Source organism: Alkalibacillus haloalkaliphilus (assembly GCF_007991275.1).
GTDB lineage: Bacteria > Bacillota > Bacilli > Bacillales > Alkalibacillaceae > Alkalibacillus > Alkalibacillus haloalkaliphilus.
Window position 1 is genome coordinate 14021 of the sequence record NZ_BJYA01000020.1, and the last position, 22601, is coordinate 36621.

Annotated in this window: 24 protein-coding genes and 1 other annotated feature; all 24 genes read left to right on the forward strand. The window is 40.4% G+C overall.

What is annotated here, in order from left to right:
- Positions 1-741 (forward strand): 23S rRNA (guanosine(2251)-2'-O)-methyltransferase RlmB, encoded by a 741-nt coding sequence (gene rlmB, locus AHA02nite_RS13235; protein ID WP_146818113.1) that lies wholly within the window; start codon positions 1-3, stop codon positions 739-741.
- Positions 742-746: 5 nt separating this feature from the next.
- On the forward strand, positions 747-1256 hold the full coding sequence (locus AHA02nite_RS13240) for an NYN domain-containing protein (protein ID WP_146818115.1): 510 nt from the start codon (positions 747-749) through the stop codon (positions 1254-1256).
- A 159-nt stretch (positions 1257-1415) separates the two neighbouring features.
- Complete coding sequence (sigH, locus tag AHA02nite_RS13245) at positions 1416-2066, forward strand: RNA polymerase sporulation sigma factor SigH (RefSeq protein ID WP_146818117.1); 651 nt, start codon at positions 1416-1418, stop codon at positions 2064-2066.
- 83 nt (positions 2067-2149) lie between these two features.
- The gene (rpmG, locus tag AHA02nite_RS13250) at positions 2150-2296 is read left to right on the forward strand and encodes a 50S ribosomal protein L33 (protein WP_017185259.1); all 147 of its coding nucleotides are present in this window, start codon (positions 2150-2152) and stop codon (positions 2294-2296) included.
- Between the two features lie 29 nt (positions 2297-2325).
- Positions 2326-2493: a preprotein translocase subunit SecE gene (gene secE, locus AHA02nite_RS13255; protein WP_017185258.1), complete on the forward strand. Its 168-nt coding sequence runs from the start codon at positions 2326-2328 to the stop codon at positions 2491-2493.
- A gap of 161 nt (positions 2494-2654) precedes the next feature.
- The gene (gene nusG / locus AHA02nite_RS13260) at positions 2655-3188 is read left to right on the forward strand and encodes a transcription termination/antitermination protein NusG (RefSeq protein ID WP_146818119.1); all 534 of its coding nucleotides are present in this window, start codon (positions 2655-2657) and stop codon (positions 3186-3188) included.
- 143 nt (positions 3189-3331) lie between these two features.
- Positions 3332-3757, forward strand: a complete 426-nt coding sequence (gene rplK / locus AHA02nite_RS13265) for a 50S ribosomal protein L11 (RefSeq protein WP_146818121.1) — start codon at positions 3332-3334, stop codon at positions 3755-3757.
- A gap of 195 nt (positions 3758-3952) precedes the next feature.
- Positions 3953-4651 carry a 50S ribosomal protein L1 gene (rplA, locus tag AHA02nite_RS13270; RefSeq protein WP_146818123.1) on the forward strand — a complete coding sequence of 233 codons (699 nt, stop codon included), beginning with the start codon at positions 3953-3955 and terminating at the stop codon, positions 4649-4651.
- A gap of 43 nt (positions 4652-4694) precedes the next feature.
- Positions 4695-4848: a sequence feature (ribosomal protein L10 leader region), on the forward strand.
- A gap of 44 nt (positions 4849-4892) precedes the next feature.
- Entirely contained in the window at positions 4893-5402 is a 510-nt protein-coding gene (gene rplJ / locus AHA02nite_RS13275; protein WP_146818125.1) for a 50S ribosomal protein L10, read from the forward strand.
- Between the two features lie 54 nt (positions 5403-5456).
- Positions 5457-5822 carry a 50S ribosomal protein L7/L12 gene (rplL, locus tag AHA02nite_RS13280; protein ID WP_017185253.1) on the forward strand — a complete coding sequence of 122 codons (366 nt, stop codon included), beginning with the start codon at positions 5457-5459 and terminating at the stop codon, positions 5820-5822.
- 126 nt (positions 5823-5948) lie between these two features.
- Positions 5949-6554, forward strand: coding sequence for a class I SAM-dependent methyltransferase (locus AHA02nite_RS13285; protein ID WP_146818127.1), 606 nt, complete (start codon positions 5949-5951; stop codon positions 6552-6554).
- Between the two features lie 404 nt (positions 6555-6958).
- A complete protein-coding gene (gene rpoB / locus AHA02nite_RS13290; protein WP_146818129.1) occupies positions 6959-10513 on the forward strand; it encodes a DNA-directed RNA polymerase subunit beta in 3555 nt (1184 codons plus the stop codon).
- A 48-nt stretch (positions 10514-10561) separates the two neighbouring features.
- Complete coding sequence (gene rpoC, locus AHA02nite_RS13295) at positions 10562-14185, forward strand: DNA-directed RNA polymerase subunit beta' (RefSeq protein ID WP_146818131.1); 3624 nt, start codon at positions 10562-10564, stop codon at positions 14183-14185.
- 186 nt (positions 14186-14371) lie between these two features.
- Entirely contained in the window at positions 14372-14623 is a 252-nt protein-coding gene (locus AHA02nite_RS13300; RefSeq protein WP_146818133.1) for a ribosomal L7Ae/L30e/S12e/Gadd45 family protein, read from the forward strand.
- Between the two features lie 93 nt (positions 14624-14716).
- The gene (gene rpsL / locus AHA02nite_RS13305) at positions 14717-15136 is read left to right on the forward strand and encodes a 30S ribosomal protein S12 (RefSeq protein WP_146818135.1); all 420 of its coding nucleotides are present in this window, start codon (positions 14717-14719) and stop codon (positions 15134-15136) included.
- Between the two features lie 35 nt (positions 15137-15171).
- Positions 15172-15642, forward strand: coding sequence for a 30S ribosomal protein S7 (gene rpsG, locus AHA02nite_RS13310; protein WP_146818137.1), 471 nt, complete (start codon positions 15172-15174; stop codon positions 15640-15642).
- Between the two features lie 41 nt (positions 15643-15683).
- The gene (gene fusA / locus AHA02nite_RS13315; protein WP_146818139.1) at positions 15684-17762 is read left to right on the forward strand and encodes an elongation factor G; all 2079 of its coding nucleotides are present in this window, start codon (positions 15684-15686) and stop codon (positions 17760-17762) included.
- Positions 17763-17881: 119 nt separating this feature from the next.
- Positions 17882-19072, forward strand: a complete 1191-nt coding sequence (tuf, locus tag AHA02nite_RS13320; protein ID WP_146818141.1) for an elongation factor Tu — start codon at positions 17882-17884, stop codon at positions 19070-19072.
- Positions 19073-19495: 423 nt separating this feature from the next.
- A complete protein-coding gene (gene rpsJ, locus AHA02nite_RS13325) occupies positions 19496-19804 on the forward strand; it encodes a 30S ribosomal protein S10 (RefSeq protein WP_146818239.1) in 309 nt (102 codons plus the stop codon).
- A gap of 21 nt (positions 19805-19825) precedes the next feature.
- Positions 19826-20452: a 50S ribosomal protein L3 gene (rplC, locus tag AHA02nite_RS13330; RefSeq protein ID WP_017185241.1), complete on the forward strand. Its 627-nt coding sequence runs from the start codon at positions 19826-19828 to the stop codon at positions 20450-20452.
- Between the two features lie 28 nt (positions 20453-20480).
- Positions 20481-21104 (forward strand): 50S ribosomal protein L4, encoded by a 624-nt coding sequence (gene rplD, locus AHA02nite_RS13335; RefSeq protein ID WP_146818143.1) that lies wholly within the window; start codon positions 20481-20483, stop codon positions 21102-21104.
- On the forward strand, positions 21104-21394 hold the full coding sequence (rplW, locus tag AHA02nite_RS13340) for a 50S ribosomal protein L23 (protein ID WP_146818145.1): 291 nt from the start codon (positions 21104-21106) through the stop codon (positions 21392-21394). The genes rplD and rplW overlap by 1 nt, the downstream gene beginning before the upstream one ends.
- Before the next feature lie 31 nt (positions 21395-21425).
- Entirely contained in the window at positions 21426-22256 is an 831-nt protein-coding gene (gene rplB, locus AHA02nite_RS13345; protein WP_146818147.1) for a 50S ribosomal protein L2, read from the forward strand.
- Positions 22257-22307: 51 nt separating this feature from the next.
- Positions 22308-22586, forward strand: coding sequence for a 30S ribosomal protein S19 (rpsS, locus tag AHA02nite_RS13350; protein WP_017185237.1), 279 nt, complete (start codon positions 22308-22310; stop codon positions 22584-22586).
- The last annotated feature ends 15 nt before the right edge of the window (positions 22587-22601 follow it).

A 22601-nucleotide genomic window follows, 5' to 3' on the forward strand; every position in this document is an offset into this window, starting at 1 on the left:
GTGAGTGAAGAATGGATTACTGGTAAAAACCCTGTTATAGAAACGTTGAAGTCAGGACGTTCGGTTAATAGAGTGCTTGTGCTGGAGTCGATGAAACCCCAAGTGCAAAAGCAAATTTTTAACATTGCCAAACAACAAGGTGTATACGTACAAAAAGTGCCTAAGCAAAAGCTAGACTCAATAGGAGAACACCACCAAGGTGTAGCAGCCTCTGTAGCGGCTTATGACTATGCTTCGTTGGATGATCTATTTCATATAGCTGAAAAAAGACAAGAAGCTCCTTTCTTTCTTTTATTAGATGAATTAGAAGACCCACACAACCTTGGTTCTATTATGCGAACAGCTGATGCTGTTGGTGCACATGGTATCATTATTCCGAAGCACCGTTCTGTACAACTAACACAAACAGTAGCAAAAGCCTCGACAGGTGCTATTGAACATATTCCTGCCGTAAGAGTTACGAATATGAACCAAACGATAGAAGAACTTAAAGCACGTGGAGTGTGGATTGTAGGAACGGATGCGAAAGGTAAGCAAGATTATCGACAGTCTGAATATGATATGCCAATTGCATTAGTGATTGGTAGTGAAGGTAGCGGCATAAGTCGTCTCGTTGCCAAAAATTGCGATTGGCTTGTCCATATGCCGATGAAAGGTGAAGTAACATCTTTAAATGCTTCTGTTTCAGCAGGAATTCTTATGTATGAAGTATACCGCAAACGTTATCCGATAGGGGAGTAACCACTATGATTGTACTAGTTGTGGATGGTTACAACATGATCGGTGACTGGCCTGAATTAAAAAGATTGCGTGATCATGACCTTGAAGCGGCAAGAAATCGTTTAATAGAAATGCTTGCTGAGTATCAAGCGTATATTGGTCATCGAGTTGTTGTCGTGTTCGATGCTTACACTGTAAGAGATGTCGAGCGCCATTATGATCAATTACAAGTTGAAGTGATCTACACGAAAGAGAAAGAAACAGCAGATGAGAAGATCGAAAAGCTTGTAAAAGAAATTATGAATGTGAAAACAAAGGTGTATGTCGCTACATCCGACTATGCTGAACAGTGGACAATCTTTTCCCGCGGAGCATTAAGAAAGTCAGCGCGAGAATTGTTAATCGAAATTCAAGCAATTGATGTCGATATAAAAAAAGACCTTGAAAAACAAGCAGAATTTCAACCGAAAGCAAAAATCCCATTAAGTGAAGACGTGTTGAAAACCTTCGAAAATTGGCGAAGAGGCAATAAATAGCGAGATTTAGTTGACTGAAAATTCGCAACTCCTGTATAATAACCTTATATTTACACTATTAGTAATATAAGACCTCAGTTTTAATAGAATTATGAGGGGCGTTTAACCTCATGACTTGCTGATGTACGATAGGTCTGGTTCATTACGGGAGGAATCTGTGTGAGTAACAAACAAGAAACGAAGAACCATCCTAATTATTCTCAGTACGAAGATGAAAGGGTAGTTGAGTTTGTTCAAGAAGGCGAAGTACAAGCTTTAGAGTACCTAATTAATAAGTACAGAAGTTTTGTTAGAGCGAAGGCGAGAACGTACTTCTTAATTGGGGCGGATCGTGAAGATATTGTACAAGAAGGAATGATCGGGTTATATAAAGCGATAAGGGATTTTCAAAATGACAAGCAATCTTCATTTAAGATGTTCGCTGAGCTTTGTGTAACACGCCAAATCATAACAGCGATTAAAACAGCGACGAGGCAGAAGCACATTCCTTTAAACTCCTACGTATCATTGGACAAGCCAGTCTATGAGGAAGATTCTGACCGTACATTAATCGATATTATCGCAGAAGATGAAATGTCCGACCCTGAACAATTGCTCATTAACCGAGAGAAATACGGTGACATGGAAATCAAAATGAGAGAATTGTTAAGTGACCTAGAACGAGAAGTATTACACTTATATCTTGACGGCCGTACATATCAGGAAATCTCAGTGTTATTGGACCGTCATGTAAAATCAATCGATAATGCTTTACAACGAGTAAAAAGGAAGTTAGAGCGTTATTTATCAGTTGGAGAGATCTCATTATAAGCCTCTATCCTAATTTGACATAATCATACTAGCGTGGTAGATTATTAAAAGTGATAAAATAGGTGATAAGAAGAGGTAGGACTATGCGTAAAAAGGTCGCATTAGCATGTACAGAATGTAATCAACGTAACTATACAACAGAGAAAACAGCTCAAACCTCTGAACGAATAGAGATTAAAAAGTTTTGTAAAAGGTGTGGTCGGCACACGCTTCACCGTGAAACGAAGTAGTGTCGGTATTGGTGTTAGGGGGGAAAAACATGATTAGCTTCTTAAAAGATGTCAGCCGTGAGATGCGAAAGGTTAGTTGGCCTAAAGGTAATGAGTTAACTAAATATACAATCATTGTTATTATGACGGTTATATTTGTTACTATTTACTTCACTATTGTTGATTTAGGAATAACACAGATTTTAGAGCTTTTCTAAGAGTTTGACGATTGAAAAGTATCATAATGTGATATAATGTTAAAAAGAAAAACCCGCATGGTCGGGTTTTTTATATTGGTTTAAAAATGGTTTTGTTTTAAGACCTTTTATATAAAAATGAGAGTGGAAGTAATAGGAGGGAAGGCATAAAGCCATATTAAATGGAGAAAAATTGGTATGTTGTACACACGTACTCTGGTTATGAGAACAAAGTTAGATTGAATTTAGAGAAGCGAATTGAATCGATGGGAATGGAAGATAAAATATTCCGCGTGATCGTGCCAGAAGAAGAAGAAACAGAAGTGAAGAATGGTAAAAAGAAAACATCAATGAAAAAAGTGTTTCCAGGCTATGTATTAACGGAAATGGTGATGACAGATGACTCTTGGTTTGTTGTTCGTAACACGCCTGGAGTAACTGGATTTGTTGGTTCAACTGGTTCAGGGTCTAAGCCAACACCACTTCTACCAGAAGAAGCGACCTATATCTTGAAACGTATGGGCGTTCAAGATAATGCTCAGGAAATTGATTTTGAACTGAAGGAAACGGTTAAAGTGGTCGATGGACCGTTCGCTAACTTTACAGGAACAATAGAAAATATTGATCTAGACAAACAAAAAATTAAAGTGCATGTTAATATGTTCGGGCGTGAAACACCAGTAGAGCTTGATTTCACCCAGATTGAAAAATTATAATCAATCACTTGCATATTCTGAGGAAAGATGCTAAAATTTTTATGTTTCGTATGGCTTGAAAAAAGCTGTTGTAAATAATGAGTGGGAGGGGCATCACACATGACCCCAGTTACCACATCACGGACTTTAAGGAGGTGTGTCTCGTGGCTAAAAAAGTAGTAAACGTTGTGAAATTGCAAATTCCTGCAGGTAAAGCTAACCCTGCTCCGCCAGTAGGTCCTGCATTAGGTCAAGCTGGTATTAATATCATGGGATTCTGTAAGGAATTTAACGCACAAACACAAGATCAAGCTGGTATGATTATTCCGGTTGAAATTTCGGTTTATGAAGACCGTTCATTTACATTCGTAACCAAAACGCCACCGGCTGCAGTTCTTCTGAAAAAAGCAGCTGGTATCGAATCAGGTTCTGGTGAGCCTAACCGTAACAAGGTGGCTACTGTTAAGAGTGATCAAGTACGTGAGATCGCGGAAACAAAAATGCCTGATTTAAACGCTGCTGACGTTGATGCGGCAGTACGCATGGTTGAAGGTACTGCACGTAGCATGGGTATTACTGTAGAAGACTAATACCTAGTCAGTTCATTGATGCGAAATTGGGTTGCGAATGTATTTTCGCAACCTTTATTACGCCTAAAAGCGATAAGACGTTCAGTGAGGTGTAAAAGCCAATACACACACTGTCTTCGCCTAAAGGCTCGTCATGAACGAGTTGACTTTAGTGGGAGGTTCAACCGTTAAAACCACATTGAGGAGGAAGTTAAAATGGCTAAAAGAGGTAAAAAGTATCAAGAGGCTTTAAAGCTTGTTGATCGTACGCAAGCATATGATGTTAACGAAGCAATTGAGTTAGTGAAAAAGACTACAGTTGCTAATTTTGATGAAACAGTTGAAGCGGCTTTCCGTCTAGGGGTTGACCCTAAGAAAGCTGACCAACAAATTCGTGGAGCGATGGTTTTACCACATGGTACTGGTAAAACACAACGCGTTTTAGTAATTGCTAAAGGCGATAAAGCTAAAGAAGCTGAAGCTGCAGGTGCAGATTACGTAGGCGATCAAGAATACATTGATCAAATCAACAAAGGTTGGTTCGAGTTCGACGTAGTTGTAGCAACGCCTGACATGATGGCTGAAGTTGGTAAACTAGGTCGTGTATTAGGGCCTAAAGGCTTAATGCCTAACCCTAAAACAGGAACTGTAACTTTTGAAATCGAAAAAGCTGTTCAAGAAATTAAGGCTGGTAAAGTTGAGTACCGTGTTGATAAAGCAGGTAACATTCATGTGCCAATCGGTAAAGTTTCTTTCGATGACCAAAAGTTAGTTGAAAACTACGTAGCTATTACAGAAACTTTAGTAAAAGCAAAACCACAAACATCTAAAGGCACTTATATGCGTAACGCTTCTGTCTCATCTACTATGGGTCCTGGAATCCGTGTTGATGTTTCAAGTTACGCTAAAAAATAATTGACTTTAGTATTGTTTATGTTTTATAATAGTTTTGTTGTAAAACTTAATGATAATTATACCGTAGACAGTAGGAGCGGATTCCGCTTAAATATTCCTGCCGAGGTGTGTTAACGTATATTTTGTACAAGTTCGGATTGTGCAATTATGTCTAACCATGCCTCCATGTCTACATGGAGGCATTTTTTGTAGGGCGAAAACACCTAATCGGTATGATGATAAATAACTAGGGGGTGGAACGATGAGCAAAGGTCAAGTACTAGAACACAAAAAGCAACAAGTTGAGATGATCGCTGAAGGTTTTCAAAACAGTAAAACATCCGTACTTGTTGATTACCGTGGCCTAAACGTTGATCAAGTAGGCGAACTTCGCCAACAACTACGTGAAGCAGGTGTAGATTTCCGTGTATACAAAAACACAATGACACGCCGTGCTGTTGAGCAAGTTGGTTTTGAAGAGTTAAACGATGCGTTAGTTGGTCCAACTGCAATCGCATTCTGTGAAGATGATGCAGTGGCGCCAGCGAAAGTGCTTGGACAATTCGCTAAAGAAAACGAAGCACTTGAAATTAAAGGTGGCGTAATCGAAGGTCAAATTGCAACTGTTGATCAGTTGAAAGAACTTTCTGAGCTACCATCACACGAAGGTCTTGTATCTATGCTACTTAGCGTATTACAAGCTCCAGTTCGTAACTTCGCATATGCTACACAAGCAATTGCGGACCAGAAGGACGAAGAAGAAGGCGCTTAATATAGCAGCCTAGTCGAGATTAATAAATAAAAAAACTTAAGGAGGAACTTAATCATGACTAAAGAGCAAATCATTGACGCGGTTAAAGAAATGTCAGTTTTAGAATTAAATGAATTAGTTAAAGCAATCGAAGAGGAGTTTGGTGTTTCTGCAGCAGCTCCAGTAGCAGCAGCAGGTGCAGCAGCAGGTGCTGAAGCTGAGGAAGAGCAAACAGAATTTGACGTTGTATTAGAAGACGCAGGTGCTTCTAAGATCAAGGTTGTTAAAGCAGTTCGCGAAATCACTGGCCTAGGCTTAAAAGATGCAAAAGAGCTAGTTGACAACGCTCCTGGAACAATCAAAGAAGGCGTTGCTAAAGAAGAAGCTGACCAAATGAAAGAACAGCTAGAAGAAACTGGCGCGAAAATCGAATTAAAATAAGTTTATGAATAAGTTAAATAAGCTCGCTGATCTTTTCAGCGAGCTTATGTTTATTGTAAGAATATTTACAAAATCAAATGTAAATGTCTTATCTGATTAGACTTTTCTTCAAGAAGGTGAATGCTCATGAGTGATCACTATTATACTAATAATCCTCAAAAAGAAAGTAATCCATTTCATTTTCAGACTACAATTAATTCTTACAACTTGAATTTCCAAACAGATGACGGTGTGTTTTCGAAAAAGCAAATTGATTATGGTACACGTGTGTTATTAGAGCATTTTGATCCACCGGAGATTGATGGTGACCTTTTAGATGTTGGGTGTGGTTACGGTCCGATTGGAATTGTGTTAGCTAAACGTTTCGAAAATCGAAAAGTAGTCATGGTTGATATAAATGAACGAGCGGTTCATTTATCGAATCAAAACATCGCTATGAATAAAGTTAAAAACGCATTCGCCTATGTGAGTGACGGATTTTCTGGAGTTAAACAAGAAGGTTTAGCATCTATTGTGACTAATCCTCCGTTTCGAGCTGGTAAGGATGTTGTAATTAACATGATCGAAGGAAGTCGCGTAAAGCTCCAAAAAGGTGGAGACTTTTGGCTCGTTGCACAAAAGAAACAAGGAGCGCCTTCCTTGAAGAAGAAGATGGAAGAAGTTTTTGGAAATGCAGAAGTCATTAAACGTGATAAAGGATACTATGTATTGAGATCCAAAAAAATTGACTAGCTATTTTCTGTGTGATAATATTAAAAAATGCCAATAGATACGTTTTGTTGTCAAGTTCTTTTTTTAGAAAGTTTTAAAACGTATATCTTGTTGTTTTTAAACCAATAATGTAAACATTGGGTATTTATAGATATATAGTTTATCATCTTTTCAATAAATTGTATATCCTTTGATTTATAGTTTGATATTACATTTGTCAGTGAGGCAGATGTTCTATATAAGCTTGTGAAACGTTGTGGATCAAGCAAGTTCGGCATGCCTTTGTGTCGAACCGTTTTTAGTAGTTGAGAGAGTTAGATCTCTTTCAGTACTCCATAAGGGTAACTTAGGCTTTCATCATAAGTAGCTGGTGATAATCTAAGTTTTCTTTATATAAATATTTGGTTGTTTGAGGGGTGAAGCAGTTGACAGGTCAACTAGTTCAATATGGTCGACACCGCCAGCGTAGAAGTTACGCTCGAATTAGCGAAGTGCAGGAATTACCGAATTTAATCGAAATTCAAACTGCATCTTATCAATGGTTCTTAGATGAAGGTTTAAGAGAGATGTTTGCTGACATTTCTCCAGTAGAAGATTTCACAGGGAATCTTTCTTTAGAATTCGTAGACTATTCATTAGGAGAACCTAAATATCCTGTGGATGAAGCGAAGGAACGTGACGTGACGCATAATGCACCTCTACGTGTTAAAGTTCGTCTTCTAAACAAGGAAACAGGAGAAGTGAAAGAGCAAGAAGTCTTCATGGGTGACTTCCCGTTGATGACAGATACAGGTACTTTCATTATTAATGGTGCCGAACGTGTAATCGTATCACAACTTGTTCGTTCTCCAAGTGTTTATTTTAATGAAAAGATCGATAAGAACGGAAAGCATGGTTTCACATCAACTGTAATTCCAAGTCGTGGTGCTTGGTTAGAGTTCGAAACGGATGCTAAAGACGTCGTACATGTAAGAATTGACCGTACTCGTAAATTACCGATTACGGTGTTGTTGCGTGCATTAGGTTTTAGTTCAGATGATGAAATTATAGACCTATTAGGCGACAATGAGTATATACGTAATTCCTTGGAGAAAGACAACACTGAGGATAGCGAAAAAGCGTTAATCGAAATTTATGAGCGCTTGCGCCCTGGTGAGCCACCTACGGCCGAGAACGCCAAAAGCTTATTATATTCACGCTTCTTTGATCCGAAGCGTTATGACCTTGCTCGTGTAGGTCGTTATAAAATGAATAAAAAGCTTCATATTAAAGATCGTCTGTTTAACCAAACGTTAGCAGAAACGATTGCAGATGAAGAAACAGGAGAGGTAATCGCTCGTAAAGGCGATAAACTAAACCGTCGCTTGTTAGATAAGTTAATACCTTACTTAGAGCAAGAACAAGATGCTGTGGGCGAAAAGATTATTGAGCCTCAAGACGGCGTTTTAGATGACCCTGTAAAAATCCAATCAGTTAAAATTGTAGACCCTACTGACCCTGATGGTGAAAAGACGTTAAATGTTATTGGTAACGGTAATGTTGATGAAGAAGTTAAGCATATTACTTATGCTGACATTATCGCATCAATTAGTTACTTCTTTAACATTTTACACACTGTCGGAAATACAGATGACATTGACCACTTAGGTAATCGTCGTCTACGTTCAGTTGGTGAACTATTACAAAACCAATTCCGTATCGGTTTATCCCGTATGGAGCGTGTGATTCGTGAACGCATGTCAATTCAAGACACTGAGTCAATCACACCGCAACAATTAATTAATATTAGACCGGTTATTGCATCAATTAAAGAGTTCTTTGGTAGCTCGCAATTATCGCAGTTTATGTATCAAACAAACCCGTTAGCAGAGTTGACGCACAAGCGTCGTCTATCTGCATTAGGACCTGGTGGTTTAACGCGTGAACGTGCTGGTATGGAAGTGCGTGACGTACACTATTCCCACTATGGTCGTATGTGTCCGATCGAAACACCAGAAGGACCAAACATCGGTTTAATTAACTCACTTTCATCTTATGCGAAAGTAAATCCGTTTGGTTTCATTGAGACGCCATATCGTAAAGTGGATCATGAAACAGGTCAAGTAACTGAACAGACAGATTACTTAACAGCAGATGAAGAGGATAACTATATCGTTGCTCAGGCTAACGCACAGTTAAACGAAGATGGTACGTTTGCTGAAGAAGAAGTTATTGCTCGTTTCCGTGGTGAAAACACCGTCGTTTCCCGTGATCAAATTGATTACATGGACGTATCACCGAAGCAAGTTGTATCAGCTGCGACAGCATGTATCCCATTCTTAGAGAACGATGACTCTAACCGTGCACTTATGGGTGCGAACATGCAGCGTCAGGCGGTGCCTTTAATTGAGCCAGAAGCACCAACTGTCGGTACTGGCATGGAATATGTATCAGGTAAGGACTCTGGTGCAGCAATCGTATGTCAACATGAAGGTATTGTTGAAAAAGTAGAAGCAAAAGAAGTTCATGTTAGAAGAATTGAAGTAGTAGACGGTAAAGAAGTAGAAGGTGACTTAGATCGCTATCGCTTCCAGAAATTCATCCGTTCAAACCAAGGTTCTTGTTATAACCAAAAGCCGATCATATCTAAAGGCGACCGCCTGAAGAAAGGTGAGGTTATTGCTGACGGACCATCAATGGATAATGGTGAACTAGCATTAGGTCGAAATGCATTAGTCGCTTTCATGACATGGGATGGTTACAACTACGAGGACGCTGTCATCATGAGTGACCGCCTTGTAAAAGATGACGTATTCACTTCTATTCATATTGAAGAATTTGAATCAGAAGCTAGAGATACAAAGTTAGGACCAGAAGAAATTACGCGTGACATTCCAAACGTTGGTGAGGACGCGCTAAAAAACCTAGATGAAAACGGAATTATTCGTGTAGGTGCAGAAGTAACTGACGGTGACATTTTAGTTGGTAAAGTTACGCCTAAGGGTATGACGGAGCTTTCTGCAGAAGAACGCCTATTACATGCAATCTTCGGTGAAAAAGCTCGTGAAGTAAGAGATACTTCATTGCGTGTACCACATGGTGGTGGCGGTATCGTTCACGATGTGAAAGTGTTCAACCGTGTAGATGGCGACGAGTTATCTCCAGGTGTTAACAAACTAGTCCGTGTTTATATCGTGCAAAAGCGTCGTATTTCTGAAGGTGACAAGATGGCAGGTCGTCACGGTAACAAAGGTGTTATTTCACGTATTTTACCTGAAGAAGATATGCCATTCTTACCAGATGGAACACCTGTAGACGTTATGCTTAACCCGTTAGGTGTACCGTCTCGTATGAACATTGGTCAGGTACTAGAATTACACTTAGGTATGGCTGCACGTGAATTAGGTATTAAAGTAGCTACACCTGTATTTGACGGTGCAAATGAAGAAGATGTTTGGGAAACAATTGAAGAGGCTGGCTTACCGCGAGACGGAAAAACAGTACTTTACGATGGACGTACAGGTGACGCATTCGATAACCGTGTATCAGTTGGTGTTATGTACATGATCAAACTTGAGCACATGGTAGACGATAAGTTACACGCTCGTTCAACTGGACCATATTCACTTGTTACACAACAACCGTTGGGTGGTAAAGCTCAATTCGGTGGTCAGCGTTTCGGTGAAATGGAAGTATGGGCTCTTGAAGCATATGGTGCCGCTTATACGTTACAAGAGCTATTAACAGTTAAATCTGACGACGTAGTTGGTCGTGTGAAGACTTATGAAGCCATTGTTAAAGGTGAGAATTTACCTGAACCTGGTGTTCCAGAGTCGTTCCGCGTACTGATTAAAGAGCTCCAAAGTCTCGGCATGGACGTTAAGATGTTAACTGATGATGAAACAGAGATCGACATGCGTGATTTAGAAGAAGATGAGCAATCTTCCGATCAATTAAACGTTAGTATTGAAAAAAATGAACCTGAAGAATCAACTGAGTAATTAACACTTTTACAATTATTGTTGGAAAAAATAAGGGAGGTAGGCTCCTTGATCGATGTAAATAGATTTGAGTATATGAAAATTGGATTGGCTGCATCGGAGAAAATACGTGCGTGGTCTTATGGTGAGGTTAAAAAGCCTGAAACTATTAACTATCGTACGTTGAAACCCGAAAAAGATGGGCTTTTCTGTGAACGAATTTTTGGACCAACAAAAGACTGGGAGTGCCATTGTGGTAAATACAAACGAGTTCGTTACAAAGGCATTGTTTGTGATCGCTGTGGTGTAGAAGTAACAAAAGCAAAAGTTCGTCGTGAGCGTATGGGGCACATTGAGTTAGCTGCCCCAATTTCTCACATTTGGTATTTTAAAGGTATTCCAAGTCGTATGGGGCTTGTACTTGATTTATCTCCTCGTGCGCTAGAAGAGATTATTTACTTTGCGGCATACGTCGTAACTGAACCTGGCGATACGCCGCTAGAGAAAAAGCAATTGTTATCTGAGAAAGAATACCGTGCTTATTACGATAAATACGGTAAATCATTCCAAGCTCAAATGGGCGCTGAAGCAATCCGCAAACTTCTACAAGATGTCGACTTAGAGGGTGAAGTTGCAGAACTTAAAGAAGAGCTAAAAACAGCTCAAGGTCAACGTCGTACTAGAGCAATTAAACGTTTAGAAGTATTAGAATCGTTCCGTAACTCAGGAAACGATCCGTCATGGATGATTTTAGATGTACTTCCGATCATCCCACCAGAACTAAGGCCAATGGTTCAATTAGATGGTGGTCGTTTCGCGACATCTGATCTAAACGATTTATACCGTCGTGTTATTAATCGTAATAACCGTCTAAAACGTTTACTTGATTTAGGTGCGCCAACAATTATCGTTCAAAACGAAAAGCGTATGCTTCAAGAATCAGTTGACGCATTAATTGATAATGGACGTCGTGGACGCCCAGTTACTGGACCAGGCAACCGTCCGTTGAAGTCGTTATCTCACATGTTGAAAGGTAAGCAAGGACGCTTCCGTCAAAACTTACTAGGTAAACGTGTTGACTATTCAGGTCGTTCGGTAATTGTTGTAGGACCAAACTTGAAGATGTATCAGTGTGGTTTACCGAAAGAAATGGCAATTGAACTGTTCAAGCCGTTTGTTATGCGTGAACTTGTTGAACGTGGTTTAGCTCACAACATTAAGTCGGCTAAACGTAACATTGAACGTTTAAGACCAGAGATTTGGGATGTATTAGAGGATGTTATTAAAGAACACCCAGTGTTACTGAACCGTGCACCAACATTACACCGTCTAGGTATTCAATCATTTGAGCCTGTATTAGTAGAAGGTCGTGCGATTCGCCTTCACCCACTAGTGTGTACAGCGTACAACGCAGACTTTGACGGTGACCAAATGGCAGTACACGTACCGTTATCACCTGAAGCTCAAGCAGAAGCTAGAGTGTTAATGTTAGCAGCTCAAAACATCTTAAACCCTAAAGATGGTAAGCCAGTTGTTACACCTTCACAGGACATGGTATTAGGTAACTATTACTTAACACTTGAGCGTAACGCAGCTCTTGGTGAAGGTAGAGTTTTCACTAATACAGCTGAAGCGTTAACAGCTTATGAAAATGGCTATGTACACTTACACAGTAGAATTGGCTTACAAGCGAGTTCTTTACAAAATCCGAGGTTCACAGAAGAACAAAATAAGAAGATTTTACTTACAACTGTCGGTAAGATCATCTTTAATGAAATTCTACCAAGCTCGTTCCCTTACATTAATGAGCCAACATCATCTAACTTAGAGGTTGAAACACCTGATCAGTATTTTGTTGAGCCTACAGAAGATGTAAAGGAAGCTCTTAAATCTCGTGAGTTAGTGCAACCATTTAAGAAAGGTATTTTAGGTGACATCATTTCTGAAGTCTTTAAGTATTATAAGCTTTCAGAGACATCTAAGATGCTTGACCGTATGAAAGATTTAGGTTTCAAGTACTCAACTAAAGCAGGTATTACAATTGGTGTTTCTGACATCGTTGTATTAGGCGATAAAGAAGTTGTGCTTGAAGAAGCCCAAACGAAGGTTGATAAAGTCTTAAAACAATATCGCAGAGGTTTAATAACAGAAGGTGAACGTTATGACCGTGTTATTGCTATTTGGACTGATGCGAAAGATGTCATTCAAAATAAGTTAATGCATTCACTAGATACCTTGAATCCAATCTTTATGATGAGTGATTCAGGTGCACGTGGTAACGCATCAAACTTCACTCAGCTTGCAGGTATGCGTGGTTTAATGGCTAACCCGTCTGGTAAGATCATTGAACTACCAATCAAATCAAGCTTCCGTGAAGGTTTAACAGTACTTGAGTACTTCATCTCAACTCACGGTGCGCGTAAAGGTCTAGCCGATACAGCGCTTAAGACAGCTGACTCAGGTTACTTAACGCGTCGTCTAGTAGACGTAGCACAAGACGTGATTATCCGTGAAGAAGATTGTGGAACTGACCGTGGTATGGAAGTTGCAACGTTACGTGAAGGCAATGAGATTATTGTTCCATTATTTGACCGTTTAGTTGGTCGTACAGCATTTAGGTCAGTAAATCACCCTGAAACTAATGAAACATTAATTCAGCGTAACGAGTTAATTACTGAAGATATCGCTAAAGCAATTGTAGAGTCTGGTGTAGAAGAAGTAGTGATCCGCTCTGTATTCACATGTAATACACATCACGGTGCTTGTAAGAAGTGTTACGGACGTAACATGGCAACAGGTGAACAAGTAGATGTTGGTGAAGCAGTAGGAATTATCGCAGCACAGTCAATCGGTGAGCCAGGTACACAGCTAACGATGCGTACATTCCACACTGGTGGTGTTGCAGGTGATGACATTACACAAGGTCTACCGCGTATCCAAGAAGTATTTGAGGCGCGTAACCCTAAAGGTCAAGCGTCAATCAGTGAGATTCACGGTACTGTTAAAGAAATTAATGAATTTAAAGATAAGAAAGAAATTGTTATTCAAGGTAATGTTGAGTCGAGAACTTATACAGCGTTATATAATGCGCGTATGAAAGTTCAAGAAGGAGACGTTGTTGCTCCAGGGCAACCATTAGTCGAAGGTTCAATTGATCCGAAAGAATTAATTAACGTTCAAGGCTTGCAAGGTGTTCAAGAGTACTTGCTAAGAGAAGTACAAAAAGTATATCGTATGCAAGGTGTTGAAATCAGTGATAAGCACGTAGAAGTTATGGTTCGACAAATGCTTCGTAAAGTGCGCGTCATTGAAGCTGGTGATACAAACTTACTACCTGGTTCACTTATGGACTTCCAACAGTTCAAGGATGCAAACCACGATGTATTAGTACAAGGTGGTCAACCGGCAGTAGGTAAGCCAATTATCTTAGGTATCACTAAAGCGTCTCTTGAAACTGACTCATTCTTATCAGCTGCATCATTCCAGGAGACAACTAGAGTCTTAACTGATGCTGCAATTAAAGGTAAGTACGATGAATTAATGGGTCTAAAAGAGAATGTTATTATCGGTAAGCTTGTTCCAGCTGGTACTGGTTTAAATCGTTACCGCAATTTACAACCAGAAAAAGAAGAACAAGAAATAGAAGAAGTTGAAGCAGAAGAAGGAACAGAAGAGGTTGCGACTGAGTTGTAATACCTTGAGCACTGTCTTTAGGCAGTGCTCAACCTCTTTTTAATTTATTTATTAAACAGGTTGATCGCACCAATGATTGTACAAAATATCACAGTTTTTATTACAATATTCGTTGACATAAATTATTCTCAGTGATAATATATCAAAGGTGCTTCATTTAACCTTGTTACTTTGGAGGATGAAGAAATGTCTTATGAAAAAGTAGCACAGGCACAAAAGCGATTGAGAATTGGAGCAAAGCAAGTGCTTAAATCCATTAAAAATGGAGAAGTACTAGAAGTCGTTATTGCAGCTAATGCAGAACGGCATGTAACAGATAAAATAGTTAATTTAGCTGAACAACACAATGTCCCTGTCACTGAAGTCGACTCGATGATCGAGTTAGGTCAAGTAAGCGGAATAGATGTTGGCGCAGCAACAGTGGCAATTACAAAGTAGCCTTATGTGCACCATGCATATAAAGTTTCTTTTTTGCCTATTCATGAACCACCTGGATGTGTGGTATTACAAAATTGAAGGGAGGATAATGAAATGCCTACTATTAACCAATTAGTTCGTAAAGGACGTAAAACTAAAAGAGCAGGTTCAGATGCTCCAGCATTAAATAAAGGTTATGACTCTCAAAGAAAGCGTCAAACTGATAACCCTGCGCCTCAAAAGCGTGGTGTATGTACTCGTGTTGCAACAATGACACCGAAGAAGCCAAACTCAGCACTTCGTAAATATGCACGTGTACGTCTATCTAACCAAATTGAGGTTACAGCATATATCCCTGGTATTGGTCACAACCTACAAGAGCACAGTGTTGTACTAATCCGCGGTGGACGTGTTAAGGACTTACCAGGTGTGCGTTATCACATCGTTCGTGGTGCATTAGACACTGCAGGCGTTGAAGGACGTAAGCAAGGTCGTTCTAAGTACGGAACTAAGCGAACAAAGTCAAAGAAATAATTTTAATCAAACAACAAGTGAAGGGAGGATAACCCATGCCACGTAAAGGAGCAGTACCAAAGAGAGATGTACTACCAGATCCGATTCACAACTCAAAGCTAGTTACTCGTTTGATCAACCAAATCATGATCAACGGTAAGAAAGGTACAGCGCAAAAGATTTTATACAAAGCTTTTGATTTAGTGCAAGAGCGCAGCGGTCAAAACGCTATGGATGTATTTGAAGAGGCTATGAAAAATGTAATGCCTGTACTAGAGGTAAGAGCTAGACGTGTTGGTGGTTCAAACTACCAAGTACCAGTTGAAGTACGCCCAGAGCGTCGTCAAGCACTAGGTCTACGTTTCATCGTAAACTATGCTAGACTTCGTGGTGAGAAGACTATGGAAGAACGTCTTGCTAATGAAATTCTAGATGCTGCAAATAATACAGGTGCAGCGGTTAGACGCCGTGAAGAAATGCACAAGATGGCAGAAGCGAACAAAGCATTCGCTCACTATCGCTGGTAATCATTTTAACTTAATTCCAAATAGAGGAAGGAGAAATTGTTATGCCAAGAGAGTTCTCCTTAGACAAGTATCGAAATATCGGGATCATGGCACACATCGATGCCGGTAAAACAACAGCTACTGAACGTATTCTGTTCTATACAGGTCGTATTCATAAGCTGGGAGAGACTCACGAAGGTGCATCCCAAATGGACTGGATGGATCAGGAGCAAGAGCGTGGTATCACGATCACTTCTGCTGCAACAACAGCCCAATGGAATGACCATCGTATTAATATTATCGATACGCCAGGACACGTAGACTTCACAGTAGAGGTTGAGCGTTCGTTACGTGTACTAGACGGTTCTGTAGCATTACTTGACGCTCAGTCAGGAGTTGAACCACAAACAGAAACTGTTTGGCGACAAGCTACTACCTATGGAGTTCCCCGTGTTGTATTCATCAATAAGATGGACAAAATGGGAGCTGACTATCTATACTCTGTAGGTACTTTAGAAGACCGTCTAGGTGCTAACGCGCACCCAATTCAGTTACCAATTGGTGCTGAAGATGACTTCGAAGGAATCATCGACTTAGTAGAAATGAAAGCTTACTTCTATGGAGATGATTTAGGTAACAAAATTACTACTGAGGATATCCCTGATGACTACAAAGATCAAGCTGAAGAGTACCGCACTCGTTTAGTTGAAGCAATCGCTGAATTAGACGAAGATCTAATGGAAAAGTATTTAGAAGGTGAAGAGTTCACAAACGATGAATTAAAGACAGCGATTCGTCGTGCAACTTGTGACGTTGAGTTCTACCCAGTATTAGTAGGTTCAGCGTTCAAGAACAAAGGTGTTCAACTACTTCTAAATGCGGTAATTGATTACCTACCTTCTCCATTAGACGTACCTGCAATCGAAGGTCATAGACCTGACACGGACGAAGAAATCATCCGTAAGTCTGATGATAACGAGCCATTCTCAGCTCTAGCATTCAAAGTTATGACAGACCCTTACGTTGGTAAGTTAACATTCTTCCGTGTTTACTCAGGAACGCTAAAGAGCGGTTCATATGTTAAGAACGCGACTAAGAACAAGCGTGAGCGTGTTGGTCGTATCTTACAGATGCACGCTAATCACCGTGAAGAAGTATCAGAAGTGTTCGCTGGTGACATTGCTGGTGGTGTTGGTCTAAAAGACACAGCTACAGGTGACACTCTATGTGACGAGAAGGACTTAGTAATCCTTGAGTCTATGGAATTCCCTGACCCAGTTATTGCGGTAGCAATTGAACCAAAATCAAAAGCTGACCAAGATAAAATGGCAGTGGCTTTAGGTAAGCTTGCTGAGGAAGATCCAACATTCAAAACTGAAACTAACGAAGAGACTGGTCAGACGATCATTCATGGTATGGGTGAACTTCACCTAGACATTATCGTTGACCGTTTAAAGCGTGAGTTTAGGGTAGAAGCTAACGTTGGTGCTCCACAAGTTGCTTACCGTGAAACATTCCGTGCTTCTGCAGAAGTAGAAGGAAAGTTCGTACGTCAATCTGGTGGTCGTGGTCAATACGGTCACGTTTGGGTTAAGTTCGAGCCTAACGAAGAAGGTGCTGGATTCGAATTCCACGATAAAATCGTTGGTGGTGTTGTACCACGCGAATACATTCCTTCTGTAGGTAAAGGAATTGAAGAAACAATGGAAACTGGTGTAGTTGCTGGTTATCCATTAATCGACATCAAAGCAACTTTATTTGATGGTTCATACCACGATGTAGACTCGAACGAAACAGCGTTCAAAGTAGCTGCATCAATGGCACTTAAAGAAGCGAAAAACAAGTGTAAGCCAGTACTTCTAGAGCCAATGATGAAAGTAGAAATCGTTGTCCCTGAAGAGTACATGGGCGATATTATGGGTGACGTTACTTCACGTCGTGGACGCGTAGAAGGTATGGGTACACGTGGTACCGCATCTGTAGTAGACGCATTCGTTCCACTATCTGAAATGTTCGGTTACGCTACATCATTACGTTCGAACACGCAAGGTCGCGGAACTTACACAATGCACTTCAGCCACTATGAAGAAGTACCAAAATCAATTTCAGAAGAGATTATTAAGAAAAATAGTGGTCAATAATTGATTTTTTCGCTCAAATTTCGTATAAAGGGTATTGTAAGAAGTTATCTTTCGGGTTTACTCGAAAGATAACCTAACAATATAAATACATTAAAAACATTTTTAAGGAGGAAATATAAATGGCTAAAGAAAAATTTGACCGTTCCAAGTCCCACGTAAACATCGGGACAATCGGACACGTAGACCATGGTAAGACGACTTTAACAGCAGCAATCACTACAGTATTACACAAAAACTCTGGTTCAGGTGAAGCTATGGCTTATGACCAGATCGACGGTGCTCCAGAAGAGAAAGAACGTGGTATCACAATCTCAACTGCACACGTTGAGTACGAAACTGAAAACCGTCACTATGCACACGTTGACTGCCCAGGTCACGCTGACTATGTTAAAAACATGATCACTGGTGCAGCTCAAATGGACGGTGCGATTCTAGTTGTATCTGCAGCTGATGGCCCAATGCCACAGACTCGTGAGCACATCCTACTATCTCGTCAGGTTGGTGTACCTGCAATTGTTGTATTCCTAAACAAGTGCGACATGGTAGACGACGAAGAGCTATTAGAATTAGTTGAAATGGAAGTACGTGACCTACTAGGCGAATACGACTTCCCTGGCGATGACATCCCAGTAGTAAAAGGTTCAGCTCTAAAAGCAATCGAAGGTGACGAAGAGTACGAAAAAGCGATCCTAGAATTAATGGAAGCTGTTGATGAGTACATTCCAAACCCAGACCGCGACACTGACAAGCCATTCATGATGCCAGTTGAGGACGTATTCTCAATCACTGGTCGTGGTACAGTAGCTACAGGTCGTGTTGAGCGTGGTCAAGTATCAGTTGGTGACGAAGTGGACATCATCGGTATGGCTGAAGATACAGGTAAGACTACAGTAACTGGTGTTGAAATGTTCCGTAAGTTACTAGACTATGCTGAAGCTGGTGACAACATTGGTGCACTACTACGTGGTGTTTCTCGTGATGACATTAGCCGTGGACAAGTATTAGCTAAGCCTGGTACAATCACTCCACACACTAAGTTCAAAGCAGAAGTTTATGTACTATCAAAAGAAGAAGGTGGACGTCACACTCCATTCTTCTCTAACTACCGCCCACAGTTCTACTTCCGTACAACTGACGTTACTGGCGTTATTCAATTACCTGAGGGTGTTGAAATGGTAATGCCTGGTGACAACGTTGAAATGGACGTTGACCTAATTGCACCAATCGCGATTGAAGAAGGAACTAAGTTCTCAATCCGTGAAGGTGGCCGTACAGTAGGTGCGGGCGTTGTTGCAACAATCGTTGAATAATAACGTTTAACCTATAAAACTGCCGAGTTAATCTCGGCAGTTTTTTTCTTTATGGATCTGAAGTTTGGCTAGGCTTACTCATCTGTTGAATAACTTTAGACAAAATTCGCTGGAAGCTAGCGTATTTTTGTCAGCGCTCAAGCCATACTTTCAACCAATAAAATATCATAAATTCTGAATATTACTGTGAAGGTTGAAATAATTAGATAGGGTTTGTATAATAATTTGAGTGGCGGTGACAGAAATGTAGTGATGACACTTGAAATTTCGTGTGTGATTTACTATAATAAGTAATGTTGCGGTCAAACAAGGCGATGAAGTGGAAGGTTGCTGACACACCCGGCCCCTTTGCCATGGCAAGGTGTGGGGAAATTTCCGCGGAGAATGTCTGTTGAAAAGATAGGCGAAAAAGGAGGGAAAATAATGGCAAATGAAAAGATTCGTATCAGATTAAAAGCTTATGATCACAAGATTTTAGATCAGTCAGCTGAAAAAATCGTAGACACGGCGAAGCGTGCGGGAGCAGATGTTTCTGGCCCAATCCCATTGCCAACAGAGCGCTCTATTTATACAATCTTACGTGCGACGCATAAGTACAAAGATGCTCGTGAGCAGTTTGAAATGCGTACACACAAGCGTTTGATTGATATTTTGAGCCCAACTCCACAAACAGTGGATTCTTTAATGCGTTTAGATTTACCGTCTGGCGTAGATATCGAAATTAAATTATAAATTTTCTAGGAGGTGTAACGGATGGCGAAAGGAATCTTAGGACGTAAAATCGGTATGACACAGCTTTTCTCTGATAATGGAGAGCTAGTACCAGTAACAGTAATTCAAGCTGAAGGCAACACAGTTCTTCAGAAGAAAACAGATGAAAACGACGGCTATGAAGCAGTTCAGATCGGTTTTGCTAACCAAAAGAAAAATAACGTGAAGAAAGCAGAAAAAGGTCATGCTGAGAAAGCAGGAGCTGAACCTAAGCGCTTCGTTCGCGAAGTCCGTGACGCAGAGCTTGACGAATATGAAGTTGGTCAAGAGTTAAGCGTTGATCTTTTTGAAGCTGGACAGTACGTTGATGTTACAGGTACTTCAAAAGGTAAAGGTTATCAAGGTGCAATTAAGCGCCATAACCAAGGACGTGGACATGAGACGCACGGTTCACACTTCCATCGCTCACCAGGTTCAATTGGTGTAATGGGAGCAGCGCGCGTATTTAAAGGTATGAAAGGCGCTGGACAAATGGGTGGAGAAACAGTAACAATCCAAAACCTAGAAGTGGTTAAAGTTGATGCTGAAAACGACCTAATCCTAATTAAAGGAAATGTACCAGGCCCGAAAAAATCTTACGTAAAAATCGAAAGTGCGGTTAAGGCGTAACAATTAACTAACGAAGGGAGGATATGTCATGCCTAAAGTAGCACTATATAACCAATCAGGTTCACAAGTTGGAGATGCTGAACTTGTAGAAAGCGTGTTTGGTATTGAGCCTAACGAGAATGTTTTACATGATGCTGTTATTATGCAGAAAGCAAGCCAGCGTCAAGGAACTCATAAAGTAAAAGGTCGCTCTGAAGTTAATGGTGGAGGACGTAAGCCGTGGCGCCAGAAAGGTACAGGCCGTGCACGTCAAGGGTCAATCCGCTCACCTCAGTGGGTTGGTGGTGGAACAGTATTTGGTCCAACGCCTCGTAGCTACAGCTACAAGCTACCTAAAAAGGTTCGTCGTTTAGCTTTAGTATCTGCATTAGCAACGAAAGTTAAAACAGACGACATTTACGTGTTAGATGAACTAAACATCGACGCACCAAAAACAAAAGAGATTGTTACAATGCTAAACAACTTCAACTTAGAAGGTAAAACTTTAATTGTAACAGCAAATCAAAACGAGAATGTTGAACGTTCAGTTAACAACATTCATGGAGTAGATGTATTATCAGTTGATGAGATCAACGTATTAGATTTAGTGAAGCATGACACGCTGCTTATTACTAAGGAAGCAGCTGATCAAGCAGGGGAGGTGCTTGCATAATGAAAGAACCAAGAGATATCATTAAGCGCCCAGTAATTACAGAACACTCTGCGGATTTAATGGCTGAGAAGAAATATACGTTTGAAGTATCTACTAAAGCTAACAAGACTGAGATCAAAAGTGCTGTAGAAGAGATCTTTAACGTAAAAGTAGAAAAAGTTAACACGTTAAACTTAAAAGGTAAGTTTAGAAGAATGGGCCGTTACGGTGGATACCGTCCTGACCGTAAAAAAGCTATCGTTCAACTTGCTCAAGACAGTGAAGACCTAGACTTTTTCGAAACAGTATAAATAATAAACTTTTAAAAGGAGGGAAAAAAAGATGGCGATTAAAAAGTATAAACCAACCACAAACGGACGTCGTTTTATGACAACATTAACAAATGATGAAATCACGACGTCTACACCGGAAAAATCCCTACTTGCACCAATCAAGAAACGTGCAGGTCGTAATAACCAAGGGAGAATTTCAGTTCGTCATCAAGGTGGAGGCCATAAGCGTAAATATCGTATTATCGATTTCAAGCGTGAGAAAGATGGTATACCAGGACGCGTTGCTACTATCGAATACGATCCAAACCGTTCAGCGAACATCGCATTAGTTCACTATGCAGACGGTGAAAAGCGCTATATTCTTGCACCTAAAGGTCTAAAAGTAGACCAAGAAATTATGTCAGGTGAAAATGCAGATATCCAATTAGGTAATGCATTACCACTTAAAAACATTCCAGTAGGTTCAACAGTCCATAACATCGAGCTAAAACCAGGTCGTGGTGGACAGTTAGTACGTTCAGCTGGTTCACAAGCACAAGTGTTAGGACGCGAAGAGAAGTACGTATTAGTACGTCTTGCTTCAGGTGAGACTCGTCGCATTCTTTCAACTTGCCGTGCGACAATCGGTCAAGTAGGTAACAATGAACATGAACTTGTAAAAGTAGGTAAAGCAGGTCGTAGTCGTTGGAAAGGTGTTCGCCCAACAGTACGTGGTTCTGTTATGAACCCTAGTGATCACCCACACGGTGGTGGTGAAGGACGCGCTCCAATCGGTATGCCGTCTCCAGTTACTCCATGGGGTAAACCTACGCTTGGATATAAGACACGTAAGCGTAACAAGAGTTCAGATAAATATATTGTACGTCGTCGTAAGAAGTAATGGTGGTAAGCAACCCAAACAAGTTGCTTAAACTCGAAGGGAGGTTTATTGATGGGTCGTAGTTTGAAAAAAGGACCTTTCGCGGATGATCATCTGATGAAGAAGATCGAGAAGTTAAATGAAACTAAGGATTCGCAAGTTATTAAAACTTGGTCTCGTCGTTCTACAGTCTTTCCACAGTTCGTAGGACACACAATTGCTGTATATGATGGTCGTAAACATGTACCTGTATATGTAACAGAAGATATGGTTGGACACAAACTTGGAGAGTTCGCTCCAACACGTACTTTCAAAGGTCACTCTGGTGACGATAAGAAAACAAAACGCTAGATGAGAGGAGGTTTG

Excerpts from the sequence above, each read along its gene's own strand:
- AHA02nite_RS13300 (WP_146818133.1), top strand. The coding sequence starts at position 14,372 with ATGTCTTATGAAAAAGTAGCACAGGCACAAAAGCGATTGAGAATTGGA.
- rplC (WP_017185241.1), top strand. The coding sequence starts at position 19,826 with ATGGCGAAAGGAATCTTAGGACGTAAAATCGGTATGACACAGCTTTTC.
- rplL (WP_017185253.1), top strand. The coding sequence starts at position 5,457 with ATGACTAAAGAGCAAATCATTGACGCGGTTAAAGAAATGTCAGTTTTA.
- fusA (WP_146818139.1), top strand. The coding sequence starts at position 15,684 with ATGCCAAGAGAGTTCTCCTTAGACAAGTATCGAAATATCGGGATCATG.
- rpsJ (WP_146818239.1), top strand. The coding sequence starts at position 19,496 with ATGGCAAATGAAAAGATTCGTATCAGATTAAAAGCTTATGATCACAAG.
- rplJ (WP_146818125.1), top strand. The coding sequence starts at position 4,893 with ATGAGCAAAGGTCAAGTACTAGAACACAAAAAGCAACAAGTTGAGATG.
- rplB (WP_146818147.1), top strand. The coding sequence starts at position 21,426 with ATGGCGATTAAAAAGTATAAACCAACCACAAACGGACGTCGTTTTATG.
- rpsL (WP_146818135.1), top strand. The coding sequence starts at position 14,717 with ATGCCTACTATTAACCAATTAGTTCGTAAAGGACGTAAAACTAAAAGA.
- secE (WP_017185258.1), top strand. The coding sequence starts at position 2,326 with ATGATTAGCTTCTTAAAAGATGTCAGCCGTGAGATGCGAAAGGTTAGT.
- AHA02nite_RS13285 (WP_146818127.1), top strand. The coding sequence starts at position 5,949 with ATGAGTGATCACTATTATACTAATAATCCTCAAAAAGAAAGTAATCCA.
- tuf (WP_146818141.1), top strand. The coding sequence starts at position 17,882 with ATGGCTAAAGAAAAATTTGACCGTTCCAAGTCCCACGTAAACATCGGG.
- rplA (WP_146818123.1), top strand. The coding sequence starts at position 3,953 with ATGGCTAAAAGAGGTAAAAAGTATCAAGAGGCTTTAAAGCTTGTTGAT.
- nusG (WP_146818119.1), top strand. The coding sequence starts at position 2,655 with ATGGAGAAAAATTGGTATGTTGTACACACGTACTCTGGTTATGAGAAC.
- rpsG (WP_146818137.1), top strand. The coding sequence starts at position 15,172 with ATGCCACGTAAAGGAGCAGTACCAAAGAGAGATGTACTACCAGATCCG.
- rpsS (WP_017185237.1), top strand. The coding sequence starts at position 22,308 with ATGGGTCGTAGTTTGAAAAAAGGACCTTTCGCGGATGATCATCTGATG.
- rpmG (WP_017185259.1), top strand. The coding sequence starts at position 2,150 with ATGCGTAAAAAGGTCGCATTAGCATGTACAGAATGTAATCAACGTAAC.
- rplW (WP_146818145.1), top strand. The coding sequence starts at position 21,104 with ATGAAAGAACCAAGAGATATCATTAAGCGCCCAGTAATTACAGAACAC.
- AHA02nite_RS13240 (WP_146818115.1), top strand. The coding sequence starts at position 747 with ATGATTGTACTAGTTGTGGATGGTTACAACATGATCGGTGACTGGCCT.
- rplD (WP_146818143.1), top strand. The coding sequence starts at position 20,481 with ATGCCTAAAGTAGCACTATATAACCAATCAGGTTCACAAGTTGGAGAT.